The following is an 18231-nucleotide window of genomic DNA, read 5'->3' on the forward strand; positions in this document are numbered from 1 at the left end:
AACATTGTCCACCGGCTGTGGAGGAAAGAAAGTTGGCTCGACACGCCGTGTAATGGCCATAATGGGTAAATGCCCATTACGTCCCGGGACCGGGAAATCCTGCGCCTGGCGGTGCCCGCGTTCGGCGCGCTGGTCGCCGAGCCGCTCTTCCTGCTCGCCGACTATGCCATCGTCGGCCACGGGCTGGGCACCACCGCTCTGGGCGCCCTGGGCGTCGCGGGCACGGTCCTGGCCACGGTGGTGAACCTCTGCGTCTTCCTCGCGTACGGCACGACGGCGTCCGTGGCCCGCCAGACCGGCGCGGGCAACCACGAGCGGGCGATGCGCAGCGGCGTGGACGGCATCTGGCTCGCGCTGGCCATCGGCGCCGCGCTCATCGCGGTCTGCTGGCCGCTCAGCCCGTGGATCGTCGGCCTGTTCGGGGCGAGCCCGGAGCAGGCCGGACAGGCCGTGACGTACCTGCGCATCTCCCTGCTCGGCGCGCCCGGCATGCTGGTCGTGCTGGCCGGGACGGGCGTGCTGCGCGGCCTGCAGGACACGGTCACGCCGCTGACCGTCGCGGTGGGCTCGTTCGCGCTCAACGCGGGGCTCAACGCGTGGTTCGTGCTCGGGCTGCACTGGGGCATCGCGGGCTCGGCCTGGGGCACCGTGCTGGCCCAGACGCTGGGTGCCGCCGTCTACCTCGCCGTGGTGGCCAGGGGTGCGCTGCGGCTCGGCACGCCGCTCACGCCCGGTCTGGCGGGCGTCAGGCAGGCGGGTACGGCCGGCTTCGCGCTGCTCATCAGGACCGCCTGCCTGCGCGTCGTGCTGATCGTGGCGACCGTGGCGGCCACCAGGCTGGGTCAGGCCCCGCTGGCCGCGTACGCCATCGCCGCCCAGGTCTGGACACTGCTGGCCTTCGCCCTGGACGCCATCGCCATCGCCGGCCAGGCCATCACGGGCCGTACGCTCGGCGCCGGCGACGTGGCCGCCACCAGGGCCGCGACCAGGCGCATGGTGCAATGGGGCCTCTGGTCGGGGCTCGCGCTCGGCGTGCTCGTCGTCGCGGCCAGGCCGCTGCTGCCCGGCCTGTTCGACGCCGATCCACAGGTCACGGAGCAGTTGCTGGCCGTGCTCTGGCCGGTGGCGCTGTTCCAGCCGATCTGCGGCGTGGTGTTCGTGCTCGACGGAGTGCTGATCGGCGCGGGCGACCAGCGCTACCTCGCGTGGGCGGGCGTGTGGACGACGCTGGCGTACCTGCCCTGCGCCTTCCTCGCCTCGGGATTCGGCATCGTTGCACTTTGGTGCGCGCTCGGGGCGTGGATGATCGCACGTTCGATCACGCTGGTACGGCGGGCGGTCGGCACGGCATGGCTGGTGACCGGGGCGTAATCGTCCCGTGCTTGCTGTTGCGGGTGTGGTGAGGCAGTGTGGGCGAGTCGCACGAGCGGGGTGTGCTTTGTCCACGATTCTCCGACGCCTGCCGCCCGACGCGGCAACCGGGCTACGCACGGGCGCGCGCCACAGCCTCGCCGAGCTCTACCGGCCGGCCGACCTGGTCGTGCTCGGGCTCGGCGTGATGATCGGCGCGGGCATCTTCAGCATCGCCGGCCAGCAGGCCGCCACCATGGCGGGCCCCGGCGTGATCCTGTCATTCATGATCGCCGGGATCGCCTGCCTGCTGGCCTGCCTGTGCTACGCCGAGCTGTCGTCCACGATGCCGACCTCGGGCAGCGCCTACACCTTCACCTACGTCATCTTCGGCGAGGTATGGGCGTGGATCATCGGCTGGGCGCTGATCCTGGAGCTGGAGCTGGCCGCCGCCGTGGTGGCCAGGGCCTGGGCCATCATCACGGTCCGGGCGATCACCGGGTTCGGGGTGCGCCTGCCGTACCAGAACGTGGTCGAGGACGTGTTCGTGCTGCTCATCCTGGTGGCGCTCACGGGCATCGTGGCGGTCAACGCGCGGATCGGGCTGCGGGCGCTGTGGGTGATGGTGGCGGCCAAGCTGCTGGCCATCGGGGCGGTCATCGTCGTCGGGGCGCGCTACGTCAAAGTGGCCAACTTCGGTGACTTCTACGTCGAGCCGAAGCCGCTGACGACTCCGGCGGCGACCGTGCTCGACCTGGTCGTGGGGCAGAGTCACGCGTTCGGCTGGTTCGGTGTGTTCGCCGCGGCGTCGGCCATCGCGTTCGCGTACATCGGCTTCGACGTCGTCGCCACCGCCGCCGAGGAGACCGTGAACGCGTCCAGGGCCATACCCAAGGGCATGATCCGCAGCCTGGTGATCGCCACGATCATCTACCTCGCGGTGGCCGTGGTCATGGTCGGCATGACCCCCTACACCCGCATCTCCCTCGACGCACCGCTGTCCAGCGCGTTCCGCGGGGTGGGCGTGGACTGGATGGCGCACGTCATCGACATCGGCGCGGTGCTCGGACTGACGACGGTCATCCTGGTGCTGATCGTGGGGCAGACGCGGGTGCTGTTCTCGATCGCCCGCGACGGTCTGATCCCGCGTCGCCTGGCCACGATCAGCCGCAGATACCACACCCCCACGCGGGTGACGCTGCTCATCGGGGTGGTGGCGATCCTGCTGGCCGAGTTCGTGCCCGTGCTCACGCTGCAGCAGCTCGTGGTGATCGGGACGCTGTTCGCGTTCATGTTCGTCGCGGCGGGCGTGATCGTGATGCGGCGCAGGATGCCGCACCTCGACCGCGGCTTCCGCGTCCCGCTCTCGCCGCTCCTGCCCGCGCTCTCCCTGCTCGCGACGCTCTGGCTGCTGGTGAACCTGCAGGTGCTCACCTGGGTGTGGTTCGCCCTGTGGATGGCCTTCGGCCTGCTCGTCTATCTCCTGTACGGCCGGCGCCACAGCCTGCTGGCCGCGCCCGAGACGCTGGTGAACAACTCCCGGGGACGGCATCGGCGTTAGCCAGCGGTCTCAGAGCCGCCCGGAGTCGAGCACCGCGCGCAGGAATTCCCTGGTGCGAGCGTGCTCCGGAGCGGTGAAGATCTTCTCCGGCGGTCCCTTCTCCAGCATGACCCCGCCCTCCAAGAAGCACACCGTGTCGGAAATATCGCGACAAAAGCCCATTTCGTGGGTCGCCAGGATCATCGTCATGCCCGACTCCTTGAGCTCCCTGATGACCTGGAGCACCTCCACGACCAGCACCGGGTCGAGCGCCGAGGTGACCTCGTCGAGCAGCATCAGCCGGGGCTTGGTGGCCAGCGCCCGGACGATGGCCACCCGCTGCTGCTGCCCGCCGGAGAGCTGGTCGGGGTAGGAGCGGGCCTTGTCCGCCAGCCCGAACCTGGCCAGCAGGTCGCCGGCCTGCTCCTCCGCCGCGGCCTTCGCCACGCCGTGCACCCGCCGGGGCGCGAGCGTGATGTTGTCGAGCACCGTCATGTGCGGGAACAGGTTGAACGCCTGGAACACGATGCCCAGCCGCCTGCGTACGTCGTCGACGTCCACCCGCGGGTCGGTGATCTCCTCCCCGTCGAGGTAGATGGCGCCGTCGTCGACGGTCTCCAGCAGGTTGACGCAGCGCAGCAGCGTGGACTTGCCCGACCCTGACGCGCCGATCAGGCTGACCACCTCGTGCGGACGCACCTCCAGGTCGATGCCGCGCAGCACGCTGTGGCCGCGGAACTCCTTCCACACCCCGTCGATGGTCAGCAGGCTCATCCGCGCCTCCTTCGGGTACGCGCGGCCAGGTGGTCGGTGAACCGGGCCATCGGGATGGTGAGCAGGATGAACAGCAGCGACGCCACCAGGTAGGGCGTGTAGTTGAACGCGCTGGCCGCGATGATCTGCGCCTGCCTGAGCGCTTCCAGCGGCCCGATGGTGGCCACCAGCGACGTGTCCTTCTGCAGCGAGATGAAGTCGTTGAGCAGCGGCGGGACGACTCTGCGAGTGGCCTGCGGGAGCACGACGAACCGCATGGTCTTGCCGTGACTCAGACCGAGCGAGCGGGCCGCCGCCACCTGGCTGGGATGGACCGACTCGATGCCCGCGCGGAACACCTCGGCCACGTAAGCGCCGTACGAGAGCGTCAGGCCGATGACGCCGAGCGTGACCAGATCCGTCGGGATGCCCTGCAGCCTGAGAGCGGGCAGCCCGAAGCCGACCAGGTAGATGACCAGGATCGTCGGCACACCGCGGAAGATGTCGGTGTAGAGCGTGGCCAGCGCCCGCACAGGGAAGAAGGCGGGCGCCGTGATGGACCTGGCCAGGGCCACCAGCACCCCCACCACCAGGATCAGCGGCTCGGCGATGAGGAAGATCTTGATGTTGAGCAGGAACCCGGACAGGACGTCCGGCAGCGCCTTGACGAACCACTCCGGATTGAAGAACAACTCCTGCACCCGCGGCCAGCCGGGCGAGTTGGTGACCAGCACCACGACCAGGACGATGAAGACGACCGTCGAGGCGCCGGCGATGGAGACCGAGCGCCGGGCCCGCGACCTGCGGACCCGCTCTCGTTCCCGCTGCCGCTCGCTCTTGGCCCAGCCCTCGGAGGTCTCGCTCACTTCAGCTCGGGCGCGCCCGCGGCCGCGCTGAGCCACTGCTGCTCGATCTTGGCCAGCTCACCCTTCGCCTTCAGCGCGTCGACGGCCTTGTCCACGCACGGCTTGAGCGCGCTGCCCTTCTCCATGACCAGGCCGAACTCCTCGGGCGTGCCGCCGGTGGAGCTGAACTGGCCGACGATCTTCGACTTCTCGACCTGGGCGGCCGTCACGTAGAAGGCCGTGGGCAGGTCCACGACGATCGCGTCGACCTGCTTGTTCTTCAGCGCGTTGATGGCGTCGATCTGATCGGTGTAGACGTTCGGGTCGCTGGCCGGCTTGATGACCTCTTTGACCGCGTTGAGAGAGGTCGTGCCGACCTGCACGCCGATCTTGGCGTCCTTGAGCTCGGCCAGACTCTTCGCGGCGGCGAACTTGCCGCCCTCGATGGCCACGACGGCCTGCTTGGCCGTGTAGTAGCCGTGGCTGAAGTCGACCGCCTTGGCCCGGTCGGGCGTGATCGAGACCTCGTTGATGTCGAAGTCGAACTGCTTGGCGCCCGGTGCGAAGGCCGAGTCGAACTTGACCGTGCTCCACTGCACCTCGCTGCGGTCGAAGCCGAGCTCACCCGCGACGGCGAACGCCACCGCGCTCTCGAAGCCCTGGCCGTTGCTCGGGTCGTCGTCCTTGAACCACGGCTCGAAGGCGGGCTTGTCGGTGCCGATCGTCAGCTTGTCGGCGTTGATGAGCTTGAGCTGGTCCTTGGTGCACGCGGTGGACGCGGTGGACGTCGTGGGGCTGAGCGTGGCGGTGCTCGGCGGATTGTCGACGGGAGCGCAGGCGACGGCCGCCGCCGCGAGCACGCCGAGGGCCAGCAGCATCGAGGGTCGAGCCATGGCTGGGGGCCTCCAGAGAAGGAGCGCGGGAAGAACGAGCAAATCCTACATGTCGGGTAGGGAACTACGCCCCACCTGCACTCATACGGCCGTAGAGACAGCGCTGCCCCCTCTCGAAGACGAAAGGGGGCAGCGGCGGAGCTGAGAGTCGTCAGCCGGCGACGACCTCGACGTCGACCGACGCCGAGACCTCGGGGTGCAGCTTGACGCTGACCTTGTGCGAGCCGACGCTCTTGATCGGGTTGATGATCTCGATGCGGCGGCGGTCGAGGATGGGACCGCCGGCGGCCTTGACGGCCTCGGCGATGTCACCCGTGGTGATCGACCCGAACAGGCGACCGGAGTCGCCCGCGCGGGTGACCAGGCGGACGCGAAGGGCGCCGAGCTGGCCGGCGACCTCCTTGGCCGTGCCCTGGTCGCGGATTTCGCGAGCGTCACGAGCCTTCTTGATGGACTCGATCTGCTTCTCGGCGCCACGCGTCCAGCGCATCGCGTAGCCGCGCGGGATGAGGAAGTTACGGCCGTAGCCGTCCTTCACCTCGACGACGTCGCCAGGGGTGCCGAGGCCGGAGACCTCGTTGGTGAGGATGAGCTTCATATCGACAGTCCTCCCTAGCGCGCGGTGCTCGTGTAGGGCAGCAGTGCCACCTCACGGGCGTTCTTGATCGCGGTCGCCACGTCACGCTGGTGCTGGGTGCAGTTGCCCGTCACCCGGCGCGCACGGATCTTGCCGCGGTCGGAGATGAACTTCCGCAGCAGCGCCGTGTCCTTGTAGTCGACGTAGGAGATCTTGTCGTGGCAGAACAGGCAAACCTTCTTCTTGGGCTTGCGCAGTGCCGGCTTTGCCATCGTGGTGCTCCTTTCAGAGCCCCGCCGTCAAGCGGGAATGGACTCGAGCTGGTGAACTTACGGACCTTGCGGTCTTCTTCGGTGTTAGAAAGGCGGTTCGTCGCTGAAGTCGTTGCTGCTGCCGCCGCCGAAGCCGCCGGAGCCGCCGGAGCCGCCGCCTTGCTGGCCGCCGCCCTGGTAGCCGCCGCCGCCACCGCCGCCGAAGCCGCCACCGCCCTGGGGCGGAGCGGGCGACGCGGAGGCCCACGGGTCGTCAGCGGGGCCGCCGCCGAAGCCGCCACCCCCGCCGCCGCCACCCTGACGGGTGGTGCGGTTGACCTTGGCGGTGGCGTTGCGCAGAGACGGGCCGACCTCGTCGACCTCGACCTCGTAGACCGTGCGCTTCTCGCCTTCCTTAGTCTCGTAAGACCGCTGCTTGAGCCGCCCCTGCACGATGACCCGCATGCCGCGCTGCAGGCTCTCGGCGGCGTTCTCCGCCGCCTGTCGCCACACGTTGCAGGTCAGAAAGAGGCTTTCGCCGTCCTTCCACTCGTTGGTCTGGCGGTCCATGAACCGCGGAGTGGACGCGATGCGGAATCGAGCCACGGCTTGACCCGTGGGGGTGAAGCGCAGCTCCGGGTCATCGACAAGATTGCCGACGATGGTGATTACGGTGTCGCCTGCTGCCATGGCTAGCGCTCGCCTTCCTGCACGCCTTCGCTTTGGGTTACGGCTCAGAGTACGGCTGCCGCCCGACAAAAAGCCGGGCAACGGCTGCTTAGTGCACGTCGGGGCGGAGAACCTTGGTACGCAGGATGCCCTCGTTGAGGTTCATCTGCCGGTCGAGCTCCTTGACCGTCGCGGGCTCCGCGGACAGGTCGATGACGGCGTAGATGCCTTCGGACTTCTTGTCGATGTCGTAGGCAAGACGGCGACGGCCCCAGACGTCGACCTTCTCCACGGTGCCGCCGTCATTGCGGACCACGGTGAGGAACTGGTCGAGGGACGGCGCCACAGTGCGCTCATCGAGCGAAGGGTCCAAAATGACCATTACTTCGTAACGACGCATGCGGGACTCCAACCTCCTCTGGACTTTTGCGGTCACGACACTCTGCCGTGACAGGAGGACGCTGACGTCAGAACCCGGACGCCCCTTTCGGCGGCTCGGGCTGATGGATCACCCATCACAACGCAGCTTGACCAGGTTACCAGCCGCGCGTGGATGGGAAGGACCTGTAGGAAACCATGGGGGTGACACCAGTGCCGCACATCCTTCAACCTCCGGAGAGCCAGCGGTTCAGACTCACACTCAACACTGACGGGGCGCCGCATCCGATCGAGAACATCCTGGCCATCGCCACCTTCCTCTGCGGTTTGGTGGCCTTCGTCTCGACGTTCTTCGTCACCGCCCACCCGATCTCGTCGTGGTTCGGCACGCTCGGGTTTGGGATGGGGCTCTACTCCCAGTACGTCTCCGTCACCACACCGCAGCGCTCGCTCAACATCATCGGGCTGGTGGCGTCGTTCGTCGGGGTCGCGCTCGGCATCGCCCACGGCGGGTTCCTGCCGTAACCGGCCTCCTGCCATGAGAAACGGTCCCGGCCGGGCCGGGACCGTGCGCCTCGGATCACTTGCCGATATGTAGATCCACGCCGAGCAGCACCAGGAACCAGAGGAAGACCGCGAGCAGCGCCTCGGCGATGTCCCTGAGGATCCCCGGGGTGATGTAGTGGTAGACCCAGGCCACGTAGATGCCTACAAGTACGTAAATGAAGAGGATCAGTGAGCGCCAACGCCAGCGCGTCATGTTGTTCTCCTCGCGTAGGGGGCGTCCGGCGACTTCCCTGAGCCTCTTTCTCCAAACGGATAAGCTCGTGACATGGTGCGCATCGGAGCTCACGTAGGTCAGGACGACCCCGCCGCCCACGCCGCCGCGGTCGGCGCCGAGGTGGTGCAGTTCTTCCTGGGCGATCCACAGGGCTACAAGAAGCCCGTGCTGCCCGCCGAGCCGGTCGAGGGCGTCGACATCTACATCCACGCCCCCTACCTGATCAACGTGGCCACCACCAACAACCGCATCAGGATTCCGAGCCGCAAGCTGCTCGCCCAGCATCTGGAGGCGGCCGCCGGGCTCGGCGCCAAGGGCCTGATCGTGCACGGCGGCCACCTGAACAAGAACGACGACCCGCAGATCGGGTTCGACAACTGGCGCAAGGTGTTCGAGCGCATGGAGTGCCCGATCCCGGTGCTGATCGAGAACACCGCGGGCGGCGACAACGCGATGGCCCGCAAGCTCGACCGCATCGCCCGGCTCTGGGACGCGCTCGACGGCTTCGACGTGGGTTTCTGCCTCGACACCTGCCACGCGCACGCGGGCGGCGAGGAGCTCCTCGACCTGGTCGACCGGGTCAAGGCGATCACCGGCCGGATCGACCTGGTGCACTGCAACGACTCGCGCGACGAGTTCGACTCCGGCGCCGACCGGCACGCCAACCTGGGCAACGGGAAGATCGACCCCGAGCTCATCCTGGCGGTCTGCCGCGCGGCCGAGGCGCCCATCGTCGTGGAGACGCCCGGCGAGGGGCAGGCCGACGACATCGCGTTCCTGAGGAAGAATCTCTAGCGAATACACACAGCCTGTGGATAACTTCCCTGGATTACCAAGTCCCGGGAGTGGGTATGAAGGTCATCCTGCCCAGGCGCCGCTCAGGAAGCGGACCGCGTCGAGCAGCATGAGCGGCCCCGACACCAGGGCGTACACCACGATCACCCACGGATGTCTGGCTGCCAGCCGGCCGAAGGCCACCCACAGCGGAAACCACAGCAGCAGCGAGCGCGGGATCGACAGGTAGTACGCCGAGGTCATGAGCGCGCCCGCCTGTAACCCCGTGTAGACCAGCTCGCTCCATCTACGCGTCACCAGCAGCCAGACCAGCACGGCCACGGCCACCACCGCGCCGGCCAGCTCCATGCGGAAGGCGACGGCGAAGTCGCCCGTGCCCATGGCCGAGCGCCACGTGGTGATCCATGCCTGCCACGGCCACACCATCTGCCGTCCCCAGCCGGCCTCCTGGGCGTGTTTCCAGGCGAGCCAGTCGCCCGAGCGGCTGTAGTGGAAGAACGAGTACGCCACCAGGGGCAGGAAGGGGACCACCAGCCACGGCGCCTGCCGCACGGGCTGCCTGCCGGTGACGAACTCCACGATCAACGCGACCGCCAGGAACAACCCGGTGATGCGTACGCAGGAGGCGCCCGCCGCCAGGGCGACGGCCGGCGGCCAGCGGCGCTGCCGGGCGGCCAGCCAGGCGGGGATCGCGAACGCCAGGAACAGCGCCTCGCTGTAGCCGGCGGCCAGGAAGACGGCCATCGGGAACAGCAGCAGCCCGACCACCGCGGCCCACCCCGAGCCGCCCTCCAGCTCGGTCAGCCTGGCCAGCGCCATCATGGCCACCAACCCGGCGGCCAGCGAGACGATCAACCCGCAGGCCGTCCAGTCCGGCACCACCAGGTGGACCACCCGCATCGCCAGCGGCATACCGGGGAAGAAGGCGGGCAGCCCGGCGTCGGGCGGCCTGCCGGGATCACCGTCGTAGCCGTGCTCGGCGATCGTGATGAACAGCCCGGCGTCCCACTTCTTCCACGTGCCCACGTAGTCGTGCAGCGTGACGCCGAATAACGTCGCCACCAGCAGTCCGGCCCGCGAGGAGAGCCAGAGCAACGCCGCGTCGCGATCGACAGAGCGGGTGATCATGGCTAGGCGGAGCGCAGGGTGAACCGGTCCGGCGCGTCGTTGAAGACCCCGCCGGCCTGGTCGTCTATGCCTGCCTGCCGTACGACGTCCTTGTCCGGACGCAGGATGTCACGCACCACGAACGCCATCATGATGGCGATGGTGATGATCCGTCCCCAGACGGCGGTGAAGTAGGTGTTGTCGCCGATGCCCAGGTCGGCACGGCTGACCGGAGACTGGGAGAGCAAGTAGAGCCAGATCGCGCAGAAATACCAGATCTCGGCGACCTGCCAGAGCCCGATCGGCTTCCAGTTGGGCCTGGCCAGCACCGCGAAGGGCACCAGCCACAGGACGAACTGCGGCGACCAGACCTTGTTCGTCATCATGAACGCGGCCAGCGCGAGGAAGCAGATCTGCGCCAGCCGCGGCCGGTGCGGCGCGGCCAGGGTGAGGACCGCGATGCCCAGGCACAGCAGGCCCAGCGAGACCATGCCCAGCCTGCTGACATCGGTGTCGCCCAGAATCGGCCAGCCCTTGTTCTGGAAGAACAGCCAGGGCGAGCCCCAGTCGACGCCGCGTTCCTCGGAGAAGACGTAGAACCGGCGCCAGCCGTCCCAGGCCAGCACCATGAACGGCAGGTTGACCGCCAGCCACGCCCCGGCGGTCGCGGCCATCGTGACGAGGAACGGCCGCCAGCGCGCGGTGCGCATGGTGAGCAGCAGGAGCGCGCCGACGAACATCAGCGGGTAGAACTTCGTCGCGATCGCCAGACCGAGCAGCACGCCCGCCAGCACCTGCCGCCGCCGGGCCCAGGCCAGCAGCATGCCCATCGACAGCGCGCCGGCGACCAGGTCCCAGTTGATGTAGGCGGCCAGGATGACCGACGGGGCGAGCGCGTACCAGAGCGCGTCCCACCGCCTCGTCGGTCCGGCCACCGCCGCCATCAACAGCACGCCGGCCACCAGGCAGACGCCGAGCAGGACCACCGTGATGTCGTAGAACTTGACCGCCTGGGCGACCACGTCGCGCTCCAGCCAGCGGGCGATCCAGCTGATCACCTGCATGACCTCGCCGAGGACCACCGGGTACTCGACGTGCTTGTCGAACGGCACGTCGGCGAAGTAGGGGTTCTGGGTGGCCAGCTGCCGGTCGAAGTAGAGCGGGTAGATATCGGTGTAGCAGAAGTTGGTGTACGTGGAGACCTGGTCGTTCCACCCGCCCGTGCGGCACGGCAGCCGCACGATGTAGGCGAGCGTGGCCCCCAGGGCCGCGAACAGCCCCAGGGGAAGGTACGGCACGGCCCGCGCCCCAAGGGGCGGGCGGACCTCGGTGCTCGACTTCACCAGTCCTCGCGTCTGGTCGTCGTCGGCTGGGGAACCATGGCCGGGTTCGCCCCCTGGCTGCCCCGCCCGTCGAAACCGCCGCCGTCGTCCTGCTGCGGCGTGCCGTTCTCGTTGGGGTCGACCGTGATGATCTGGTCGTCGGTGCACGGCGGGACGACGCCGCAGTTGGCGTTGGGGTCCTCGTCATCGAGCGACGGGTCCTCGGTGGGAGTGGGCGTGGGCGTGGGACTCGGCACGATGTTCTCCGGCTGCCCGATGTCGGACCTGTCGGGGAACTGCTCAACCGGCTTGTTCTGGAGTGCGGCGGTCATGAACGCGCGCCAGATCGTGGTGGGCGTGTCCGCACCCTCGAAGCCCAGCGTGGTCTCCTTCGGGGTGGTGTAGGGCTTGTTGATGTTGTACTTCTTATGCGGCTTGCCCCCCGGGGTGATGGGGCAGTTCGAGTTGATGGGTTGGACGCGCTTGCCGGTCTTCGTCAGGCATATCTCGCGGTACATCCCGACCGCCGTGGAAAGCTGCGGGGTGTAACCGACGAACCAGGCTTCCTTCTCCTCGTTGTTCGTGCCGGTCTTGCCCGCCGCCGGGCGGTTGCCCAGGCCCTTGCCCGCCGCGGTGCCGGACCGCAGCACCTCCTGCATGGCGACCGTCGCGTCGGCGGCGGCCTCGGCGCTGATCACCCTCTTGGGGGACTTCAGCTCGGGATAGGCGGTCTTGTTGTTGAGCTTGATCTCCTTCACCACGTGATACTTGGTGTACAGACCGCCGTTGGCGAAGATCGAGTATCCGGCCGCCTGCTCCACGGGAGTGACCGGTGCGCTGCCGATGGCGAACTGGTAGGAGTGCTCCTTGAGGTCGGTGTCCATACGCGTCGGGCTGAACCCGGCCGCCTCGACGAGGTCCTTGACGTCCTCGATCTTGCCGGGCAGCGCGAACGCCATCGACACGTAGGCGGTGTTGACGGACTGCGCGGTCGCCTTGACCACGTCGATCGAGGCGCCCACGTTGTGGCTGTTCTTGAATCCGCCCAACTGCTGCCCCGGGAGTTTCTCCGGCACCGTCACGCTGCCCGGCACATAACTCTTGATCGAGTATCCGGCCTTCAGCCAGGCGGCCAGGACGTAGGGCTTGAACGCGGAGGCGGCCTGCTTCGCCGAGTCGAAGGGCTCGTTCCACGGGTCCTTGAGGTAGTTGGTGCCCCCGTAGAAGGCCACCACGCGGCCGTTGTTGGGATCGACGGCGGCGAGACCGGTGTGGAACTCCTTCGACATACCCGACGTCGCGCCCAGCACCGCGGTCTTGGCGGCCTGCATGAGCTTCCTGTCGAAGGTGGTGACGATCTGGTAGCCGCTGCTCTCGATGACGTCCTCGGTGATGCCGCGTCCCTTGAGCTCCCGCTTGACCGCGTCGATCATGTAGCCGTTGAGGCCACCCATGGAGTTGTCGGAGTTGGCCTTTCTGATCTTGGGCCACGTCGCCGTCTTCGCGTCCTCGGCGTACTTGTCCGGCCACTGCTTGGCCATGTACTCCAGGACGGTCTTCCAGCGGTATTTGAGCTCGGGCGCCTCGGAGTCCCAGCTCGGCGTCTGGATGTGCGCGGCCAGGTAGGCCGCCTGCGACAGGGTGAGGTTCGAGGCATGCTTGCCCTTGCCGAAGTACGCCTCGGCTGCCGCCTCGACGCCGTAGGCCCGGCCGAAGTTGACGGTGTTGAGGTAGGTCTGCAGGATCACCTCTTTGGACTTCGTCTGGTTGAGCTTGACCGCGATGAAGATCTCGCTGACCTTGCGCTTGATCGAGACTTCCGAGCTGAGGCCGCCGTAGTAGCCGCGGGCCATCTGCTGGGTGATCGTCGAGGCGCCCTGCAACTGCTGGCCCGTCGCGGTCATCCACAGCGAGCGGGCCATGCCGGAGATGGAGATGCCGGAGTCCTCGTAGAACGTATCGTTCTCGATGGCCACCGTGGCGTCCTGGAGCTTCTTGTCCATCTGGCCGATCTTGATGATCTTCCGGGGGGTGCCGAGCTTGGCGATGACCGTCTTGCCGTCCGCGTAGTAGACGGTGCTGCCCTGTGAGGTCGCCCCGGCCTGCGTGTCGTTCTCGTCGGGCACCGGGGTGTTGACGTAGGCCACCGCGATCATGCCGAAGATGCCGGCCGCGAGGACGGTCATCGAGGCCATGACGATCTTCCAGCTGGGGATGAAGCGGCGCCACTTCGGCCGCTCGTCCCTGGGCTTCTCCGGCCCCTCGGGACCGCCGGGGCCGCCAGGTCCCTGAGGACCGCCGGAGCCTCGCCCGCGCGCCCGCCTGGGCGCGTCGCTGACCATGGTCTCCTGGTTGCTGCGGGCGCGGGTGTCACTGTCGCCGCCCGTACGGGGCGCGCCTTCACGCCCGCTCTGACGCCGCCCGGGCTCGCGGGGAACCGCCTGGCGCCGTCCCGGTTCGGGGGCGCGCGGGGCCGGTTGCTGGGGGCCTGGTTGCTGGGGGCCGGGATATGGCTGGGCGGCCATCGCGCCGGTCTGCTCGTAGGCGGCTTCCGGACGACGCTGCGGCGGTCCGCCCCAGCCCGCCTCGCCGGTTTGCGGCGAGATCTCTTGGGGCATAGAACGGGATGAGTTGGAGCGACGGCGCCTTCCCTGCCGGCCCGTCCCCTCATTGCTGCTGTTACTCACACGTCCTCACAACGTCGTCGGATAGCACGGCGGATGGGCGTGGGGCGCCTCGCCGTCCTCGGTCTTCTACGGTCGCCCGACGAGATCCGGCGGTCCGTTGCCGAGGACGAACGACGCCGTCAGGTGGTTCCAGGAACAACCTTGGCAGACCTCGACGACGTACACCCGAAACTCGTCGTAATCATGAGCCATCTCGGCGGGTTGCGACGCGATCTTTGCCGCACCGGACTGACTCTTGAGCGAATCCCCGTAGACATAAGTCACGTTGGTGACGTTCTCCCTCTCGCACCCCGGGCAGAGGTGTTCGGTCGGCTCGCCGAAGTGGCGTGCCGCGCGAAGGAGGTATGGCTGTGCGTCACAGACCGCTCCGGGAGAAGTACGCCCGGAGCGCAGGGGTTCGACCACGGCTCGCTTCACAAGGCCGTAATCCACCACCCTTCGCTGTGACCACATGAGCGCCAGACTACGGCGTTTTGCTGAATCATCCCAACGGCTTGGCAAAGTCGTTAATTGCGGCGATATAGCGGCTCGACGTATCATCGGGATGTATCGGCTCGATACATCGACGCGAGAGGGGGCGGTTCCAGTGGCCAGCGGACAGGGCAGAGTGCTGGAGCTGGCCGTGCTCGGGTCGCTGCACGAGACGCCGCTCCACGGCTATGAGCTGCGCAAACGGCTCAACGCCTTGCTGGGTATGTTCCGCGCGTTCTCCTACGGGTCGCTCTACCCCTGCCTGCGATCACTGTTGGAGCAGGGCTTCATCGTGGAGGAGCAGCCGGCGCCCACCACGATCGTCGGCGGCCGCTCGAAGATCGTCTACAAACTGACCGCGGAGGGCAAGGAACGGCTCCAGGGCCTGCTGACGCAGGCGGGGCCGTCCGCGTGGGAGGACGAGAGCTTCGGCGTCCACTTCGCGTTCTTCAGGCACACGGAGGCGGAGGTGCGGCTGCGGATCCTCGAAGGCCGCCGCAGCCGCCTGGAGGAACGGCTCGACAGTGTGCGGACCGCCCTGGCCCGCACCAGGGAGCGCCTCGACAGCTACACGCTCGAACTGCAACGTCACGGTCTCGAATCGGTCGAACGCGAGGTGCGCTGGCTGAACGAGCTGATCGCGACGGAAAGACGGGGCTCCTCTGAGGAGAACCCTGAGAGATCAACTGATGAGTAAGGGAGCGAGTGCGATGGGTTCGGTTCGCGTAGCCATTGTCGGTGTTGGCAACTGCGCGTCGTCGCTGGTTCAGGGCGTTCACTATTACAAGGACGCTGACCCGGACATACGGGTGCCGGGCCTGATGCACGTGAAGTTCGGCGACTATCACGTGGGCGACGTCGAGTTCGTCGCCGCGTTCGACGTCGACGCCAAGAAGGTCGGTCGCGACCTGTCCGAGGCGATCGGTGCCAGCGAGAACAACACGATCAAAATCATGGACGTGCCGCCGACCGGGATCATCGTCCAGCGTGGCCATACCTTCGACGGCCTTGGCGACTACTACCGCGAGATCATCGAGGAGTCCGACGAGTCGCCGGTCGACGTCGTACAGGTGCTCCGCGAGGCCCAGGTGGACGTCCTGGTGTCCTACCTGCCGGTGGGCTCCGAGGCGGCCGACCGGTTCTACGCCCAGTGCGCGCTCGACGCCAAGGTGGCGTTCGTCAACGCGCTGCCGGTGTTCATCGCCTCCGACCCGGAATGGGCGGAGAAGTTCACCGAGGCCGGTGTGCCGATCGTCGGCGACGACATCAAGTCGCAGGTCGGCGCCACCATCACGCACCGCGTGCTGGCCAAGCTGTTCGAGGACCGCGGGGTCGAGCTGCTGCGCACGTACCAGCTCAACTTCGGCGGCAACATGGACTTCATGAACATGCTGGAGCGCAAGCGCCTCCAGTCGAAGAAGATCTCCAAGACGCAGGCGGTCACGTCGCAGATCCCGCACGAGATGGCCAGAGCCGACGTGCACATCGGCCCGTCGGACCACGTGCCGTGGCTCGACGACCGGAAGTTCGCCTACGTGCGGCTGGAAGGACGGTCGTTCGGCGACACGCCGCTCAGCCTGGAGTACAAGCTCGAGGTGTGGGACTCGCCCAACTCGGCGGGCATCATCATCGACGCGGTGCGGGCTGCCAAGATCGCGCTCGACCGCGGGATCGGGGGACCGATCCTGAGCGCGTCCTCCTACTTCATGAAGTCGCCGCCGATCCAGTACTCGGACGACGAGGCACGCGACTACGTCGAGAAGTTCATCCGCGGCGAGGTGGACAGATAGGTCTCTGGTGAGGCGCCGTGCGGCGCCTCACTGTCCGTTGGCCGGTTGAGCGGCGCTTCGGGCGGCCGGCGGCAGGTCCTTCAGTGGGGCGGGGCGCCAGTCCAGAGGATTGGTGCCCAGCTCGTTCAGCATGGGGACCTGTTCGCGGCACCACGGGCTGATCGCCAGCAGGGTGCTCAGGACGCCGTCCGCGAACTCCTTCCATGGCATCCATCGGACTTCGTCCACCTCCTCCGGGTTCGGGGTGGCCGAGGTGTCCACCATCACGCGGTAGACGGGGCAGAGTTCGTGTTCGACGATGCCGTTGGGCATGACCGCGCGGTAGGTGAACGTCGGCAGCATGAGGTCCGCCCGGTCGACCGTCAGGCCGAGCTCGTAGGCGAGCCGGCGGATGACCGCGTGGTCCAGGGGCTCGCCGGGCAGCGGGTGGCCGCAGCAACTGTTGGTCCACACGCCCGGCCAGGTGAGCTTGTGCGTGGCGCGCCTGGTGAGCAGCACGCGGCTGTCCTGGTCGAACACGTAGCTGGAGAACGCCAGGTGGAGCGGGGTTTCCTGGCCGTGCACCGAGGTCTTGGGTGCGGTGCCGATCGCGTTGCCCTCGCTGTCGACCAACACCACCTGTTCTTCCATCGTCACGCTACGAAGCGTACGTGATCATGATGGCCACTGGATACGGATGAATACCTGCTGTACCAACCTGTGAATCGGGCGGAAGTAGGCTGACTGCGTGTCTTTCGTCGCCGATCTTCGTGTGGTCCTCAAGGGCCGGGACTTCCGCCGGCTGTTCGGTACGCGGCTGGTGTCCCAGTTCTCCGACGGGATCTTCCAGTTCGGCGTGGCCGGATTCGCCTTCTTCAGCCCGGAATCGCAGACCACGGCTCTGCAGGTCGCCGCCGGGCTGGCCGTGCTGCTGCTGCCGTACAGCATCCTGGGGCCGTTCGTCGGCGTCTTCATCGATCGGTGGTCGCGGCGGCAGATCCTCGTCGTCGCGCCGCTCGTGCGCGGCGCGCTGCTGCTCGTGGCGGCGGCGCTGGTCGCCGTCGGCGTGCCCGACCCGGTCTTCTACGGGGCCGCGCTCGGTGTGCTCGCGGTCAACCGGTTCTTCCTGGCCGCCCTCGGCGCGTCGCTGCCGCACGTGGTGCCGGAGGACCGGCTGATGGCCGCCAACGCGGTCACGCCCACCTCGGGCACGGTCATGACGTTCGTCGGCGCCGGGGTGGGGTTCCTGCTGCGCGAGGTCTTCGGCAGCGGCGACCTGGGCGTGGCGCTGCTCCTGGTCGTCTCGGGCACGGTCTTCGGGCTCAGCGCGCTGATCGCCCGCACCATGGAGCGCTCGCTGCTCGGCCCCTCCTTCGACCCCGAGCGTCCGCAGGCCCGCCAGGCCGTACGCAACGTGCTCGTGGGCCTCGTCGACGGCGCCAAGCACCTGGTGAGCCACCGCACGGCCGCCGCCACGATGGGCGCGATGGCGACACACCGGTTCATGTACGGCATGGCGACCGCGCTCGGCATCATCCTCTACCGCTACTACTTCTCCGGCGGCGACTCCGAGGTGGCGCTGCGGGGGATCAGCCTGGTCGTGGCCACCTCGGGTGTCGGCTACTTCCTCGCGGTGATCATCACGCCGTATGCCACCGAGCGGTTCACGATCCAGCGGTGGGTGTCGATCGCGCTGGCCGCGGCCGGCGTGCTCACGGCGGTGCTGGTCGCGCCGTTCCAGGCGTGGAGCCTGCCGGTCGCCGGGTTCGTGCTCGGCATCGCCGGGCAGAGCGTCAAGATCTGCGCCGACGTCACGGTCCAGCGTGACGTGGAGGACGCCTATCTGGGACGCGCCTTCTCGATCTACGACATGCTCTTCAACGGCATGTACGTGCTGGCCGCGGCCCTGTCGGCGGGGATTCTGCCCAGCAACGGCAAGTCGTACGCGGCCGTGGTGATCATCGCGGCCGGCTACCTGGCGGGCGCCCTGATCTACCGGATGATCACCCCGACGCCGCGCGCCGCGACCTCCCACTGATCAGG

At 67.9% G+C, this 18231-nt stretch carries 20 protein-coding genes; 7 read left to right on the forward strand and 13 right to left on the reverse strand.

Going from position 1 to position 18231, the window contains the following annotated elements; genetic code table 11:
• Window positions 1-69: 69 nt before the first annotated feature.
• Window positions 70-1371, forward strand: coding sequence for an MATE family efflux transporter (locus KLK06_RS10815; RefSeq protein ID WP_214635223.1), 1302 nt, complete (start codon window positions 70-72; stop codon window positions 1369-1371).
• A 67-nt stretch (window positions 1372-1438) separates the two neighbouring features.
• Window positions 1439-2911, forward strand: coding sequence for an APC family permease (locus KLK06_RS10820; RefSeq protein WP_250905172.1), 1473 nt, complete (start codon window positions 1439-1441; stop codon window positions 2909-2911).
• 9 nt (window positions 2912-2920) lie between these two features.
• Here KLK06_RS10820 and KLK06_RS10825 read toward each other — a convergent pair whose 3' ends face one another.
• The 7 genes from KLK06_RS10825 to rpsF all read right to left on the reverse strand — a co-directional run bounded on the left by KLK06_RS10825 (window position 2921) and on the right by rpsF (window position 7278).
• Complete coding sequence (locus tag KLK06_RS10825) at window positions 2921-3664, reverse strand: amino acid ABC transporter ATP-binding protein (RefSeq protein WP_214635224.1); 744 nt, start codon at window positions 3662-3664, stop codon at window positions 2921-2923.
• Window positions 3661-4509: an amino acid ABC transporter permease gene (locus KLK06_RS10830; protein WP_214635225.1), complete on the reverse strand. Its 849-nt coding sequence runs from the start codon at window positions 4507-4509 to the stop codon at window positions 3661-3663. Before KLK06_RS10830 ends, KLK06_RS10825 begins: the two co-directional genes overlap by 4 nt.
• Window positions 4506-5381: an ABC transporter substrate-binding protein gene (locus KLK06_RS10835; protein ID WP_214635226.1), complete on the reverse strand. Its 876-nt coding sequence runs from the start codon at window positions 5379-5381 to the stop codon at window positions 4506-4508. The genes KLK06_RS10830 and KLK06_RS10835 overlap by 4 nt, the downstream gene beginning before the upstream one ends.
• A gap of 151 nt (window positions 5382-5532) precedes the next feature.
• Window positions 5533-5979, reverse strand: a complete 447-nt coding sequence (gene rplI, locus KLK06_RS10840) for a 50S ribosomal protein L9 (RefSeq protein ID WP_214635227.1) — start codon at window positions 5977-5979, stop codon at window positions 5533-5535.
• A 14-nt stretch (window positions 5980-5993) separates the two neighbouring features.
• The gene (gene rpsR, locus KLK06_RS10845; RefSeq protein WP_020543048.1) at window positions 5994-6230 is read right to left on the reverse strand and encodes a 30S ribosomal protein S18; all 237 of its coding nucleotides are present in this window, start codon (window positions 6228-6230) and stop codon (window positions 5994-5996) included.
• 84 nt (window positions 6231-6314) lie between these two features.
• Window positions 6315-6899: a single-stranded DNA-binding protein gene (locus KLK06_RS10850; RefSeq protein ID WP_214635228.1), complete on the reverse strand. Its 585-nt coding sequence runs from the start codon at window positions 6897-6899 to the stop codon at window positions 6315-6317.
• 88 nt (window positions 6900-6987) lie between these two features.
• On the reverse strand, window positions 6988-7278 hold the full coding sequence (gene rpsF / locus KLK06_RS10855) for a 30S ribosomal protein S6 (RefSeq protein WP_026214314.1): 291 nt from the start codon (window positions 7276-7278) through the stop codon (window positions 6988-6990).
• A 176-nt stretch (window positions 7279-7454) separates the two neighbouring features.
• Between rpsF and KLK06_RS10860 the strand changes: the two genes are divergently transcribed.
• Window positions 7455-7781 carry a hypothetical protein gene (locus KLK06_RS10860; RefSeq protein WP_250905173.1) on the forward strand — a complete coding sequence of 109 codons (327 nt, stop codon included), beginning with the start codon at window positions 7455-7457 and terminating at the stop codon, window positions 7779-7781.
• Window positions 7782-7836: 55 nt separating this feature from the next.
• On the opposite strand, the gene KLK06_RS10865 is transcribed toward KLK06_RS10860, so the two are convergent.
• Window positions 7837-8016 (reverse strand): hypothetical protein, encoded by a 180-nt coding sequence (locus KLK06_RS10865; protein WP_214635229.1) that lies wholly within the window; start codon window positions 8014-8016, stop codon window positions 7837-7839.
• Between the two features lie 72 nt (window positions 8017-8088).
• On the opposite strand from KLK06_RS10865, the gene KLK06_RS10870 reads away from it, so the two are divergent.
• Window positions 8089-8832, forward strand: coding sequence for a deoxyribonuclease IV (locus tag KLK06_RS10870; RefSeq protein ID WP_214635230.1), 744 nt, complete (start codon window positions 8089-8091; stop codon window positions 8830-8832).
• Window positions 8833-8895: 63 nt separating this feature from the next.
• Here the strand turns inward: KLK06_RS10870 and KLK06_RS10875 are convergent, their stop codons facing one another.
• The 4 genes from KLK06_RS10875 to KLK06_RS10890 form a co-directional block, all read right to left on the reverse strand.
• Window positions 8896-9960 (reverse strand): mannosyltransferase family protein, encoded by a 1065-nt coding sequence (locus tag KLK06_RS10875; protein ID WP_214635231.1) that lies wholly within the window; start codon window positions 9958-9960, stop codon window positions 8896-8898.
• Between the two features lie 2 nt (window positions 9961-9962).
• Window positions 9963-11282 (reverse strand): glycosyltransferase family 87 protein, encoded by a 1320-nt coding sequence (locus tag KLK06_RS10880; protein WP_214635232.1) that lies wholly within the window; start codon window positions 11280-11282, stop codon window positions 9963-9965.
• Window positions 11279-13879: a transglycosylase domain-containing protein gene (locus KLK06_RS10885; RefSeq protein WP_214635233.1), complete on the reverse strand. Its 2601-nt coding sequence runs from the start codon at window positions 13877-13879 to the stop codon at window positions 11279-11281. The genes KLK06_RS10880 and KLK06_RS10885 overlap by 4 nt, the downstream gene beginning before the upstream one ends.
• Before the next feature lie 135 nt (window positions 13880-14014).
• A complete protein-coding gene (locus tag KLK06_RS10890; protein WP_308168188.1) occupies window positions 14015-14488 on the reverse strand; it encodes a DUF5318 family protein in 474 nt (157 codons plus the stop codon).
• A gap of 46 nt (window positions 14489-14534) precedes the next feature.
• Between KLK06_RS10890 and KLK06_RS10895 the strand changes: the two genes are divergently transcribed.
• Window positions 14535-15116: a PadR family transcriptional regulator gene (locus KLK06_RS10895; protein ID WP_214635235.1), complete on the forward strand. Its 582-nt coding sequence runs from the start codon at window positions 14535-14537 to the stop codon at window positions 15114-15116.
• A gap of 13 nt (window positions 15117-15129) precedes the next feature.
• Window positions 15130-16209: an inositol-3-phosphate synthase gene (locus KLK06_RS10900; RefSeq protein WP_214635236.1), complete on the forward strand. Its 1080-nt coding sequence runs from the start codon at window positions 15130-15132 to the stop codon at window positions 16207-16209.
• A gap of 27 nt (window positions 16210-16236) precedes the next feature.
• Here KLK06_RS10900 and idi read toward each other — a convergent pair whose 3' ends face one another.
• Window positions 16237-16839, reverse strand: a complete 603-nt coding sequence (idi, locus tag KLK06_RS10905) for an isopentenyl-diphosphate Delta-isomerase (protein ID WP_214635513.1) — start codon at window positions 16837-16839, stop codon at window positions 16237-16239.
• A 97-nt stretch (window positions 16840-16936) separates the two neighbouring features.
• On the opposite strand from idi, the gene KLK06_RS10910 reads away from it, so the two are divergent.
• Complete coding sequence (locus tag KLK06_RS10910) at window positions 16937-18226, forward strand: MFS transporter (protein WP_214635237.1); 1290 nt, start codon at window positions 16937-16939, stop codon at window positions 18224-18226.
• Window positions 18227-18231 lie beyond the last annotated feature (5 nt).

Source organism: Nonomuraea sp. NEAU-A123 (assembly GCF_018603905.1).
GTDB lineage: Bacteria > Actinomycetota > Actinomycetes > Streptosporangiales > Streptosporangiaceae > Nonomuraea.

What these genes read in the sequence shown, in the direction of transcription:
- KLK06_RS10890 (WP_308168188.1), bottom strand. Translation starts at nt 14,488, where the DNA reads ATGATACGTCGAGCCGCTATATCGCCGCAATTAACGACTTTGCCAAGC.
- KLK06_RS10870 (WP_214635230.1), top strand. Translation starts at nt 8,089, where the DNA reads ATGGTGCGCATCGGAGCTCACGTAGGTCAGGACGACCCCGCCGCCCAC.
- KLK06_RS10835 (WP_214635226.1), bottom strand. Translation starts at nt 5,381, where the DNA reads ATGGCTCGACCCTCGATGCTGCTGGCCCTCGGCGTGCTCGCGGCGGCG.
- KLK06_RS10825 (WP_214635224.1), bottom strand. Translation starts at nt 3,664, where the DNA reads ATGAGCCTGCTGACCATCGACGGGGTGTGGAAGGAGTTCCGCGGCCAC.
- KLK06_RS10850 (WP_214635228.1), bottom strand. Translation starts at nt 6,899, where the DNA reads ATGGCAGCAGGCGACACCGTAATCACCATCGTCGGCAATCTTGTCGAT.
- rplI (WP_214635227.1), bottom strand. Translation starts at nt 5,979, where the DNA reads ATGAAGCTCATCCTCACCAACGAGGTCTCCGGCCTCGGCACCCCTGGC.
- KLK06_RS10875 (WP_214635231.1), bottom strand. Translation starts at nt 9,960, where the DNA reads ATGATCACCCGCTCTGTCGATCGCGACGCGGCGTTGCTCTGGCTCTCC.
- rpsF (WP_026214314.1), bottom strand. Translation starts at nt 7,278, where the DNA reads ATGCGTCGTTACGAAGTAATGGTCATTTTGGACCCTTCGCTCGATGAG.
- idi (WP_214635513.1), bottom strand. Translation starts at nt 16,839, where the DNA reads ATGGAAGAACAGGTGGTGTTGGTCGACAGCGAGGGCAACGCGATCGGC.
- KLK06_RS10860 (WP_250905173.1), top strand. Translation starts at nt 7,455, where the DNA reads ATGGGGGTGACACCAGTGCCGCACATCCTTCAACCTCCGGAGAGCCAG.
- rpsR (WP_020543048.1), bottom strand. Translation starts at nt 6,230, where the DNA reads ATGGCAAAGCCGGCACTGCGCAAGCCCAAGAAGAAGGTTTGCCTGTTC.
- KLK06_RS10815 (WP_214635223.1), top strand. Translation starts at nt 70, where the DNA reads ATGCCCATTACGTCCCGGGACCGGGAAATCCTGCGCCTGGCGGTGCCC.
- KLK06_RS10865 (WP_214635229.1), bottom strand. Translation starts at nt 8,016, where the DNA reads ATGACGCGCTGGCGTTGGCGCTCACTGATCCTCTTCATTTACGTACTT.
- KLK06_RS10900 (WP_214635236.1), top strand. Translation starts at nt 15,130, where the DNA reads ATGGGTTCGGTTCGCGTAGCCATTGTCGGTGTTGGCAACTGCGCGTCG.
- KLK06_RS10885 (WP_214635233.1), bottom strand. Translation starts at nt 13,879, where the DNA reads ATGCCCCAAGAGATCTCGCCGCAAACCGGCGAGGCGGGCTGGGGCGGA.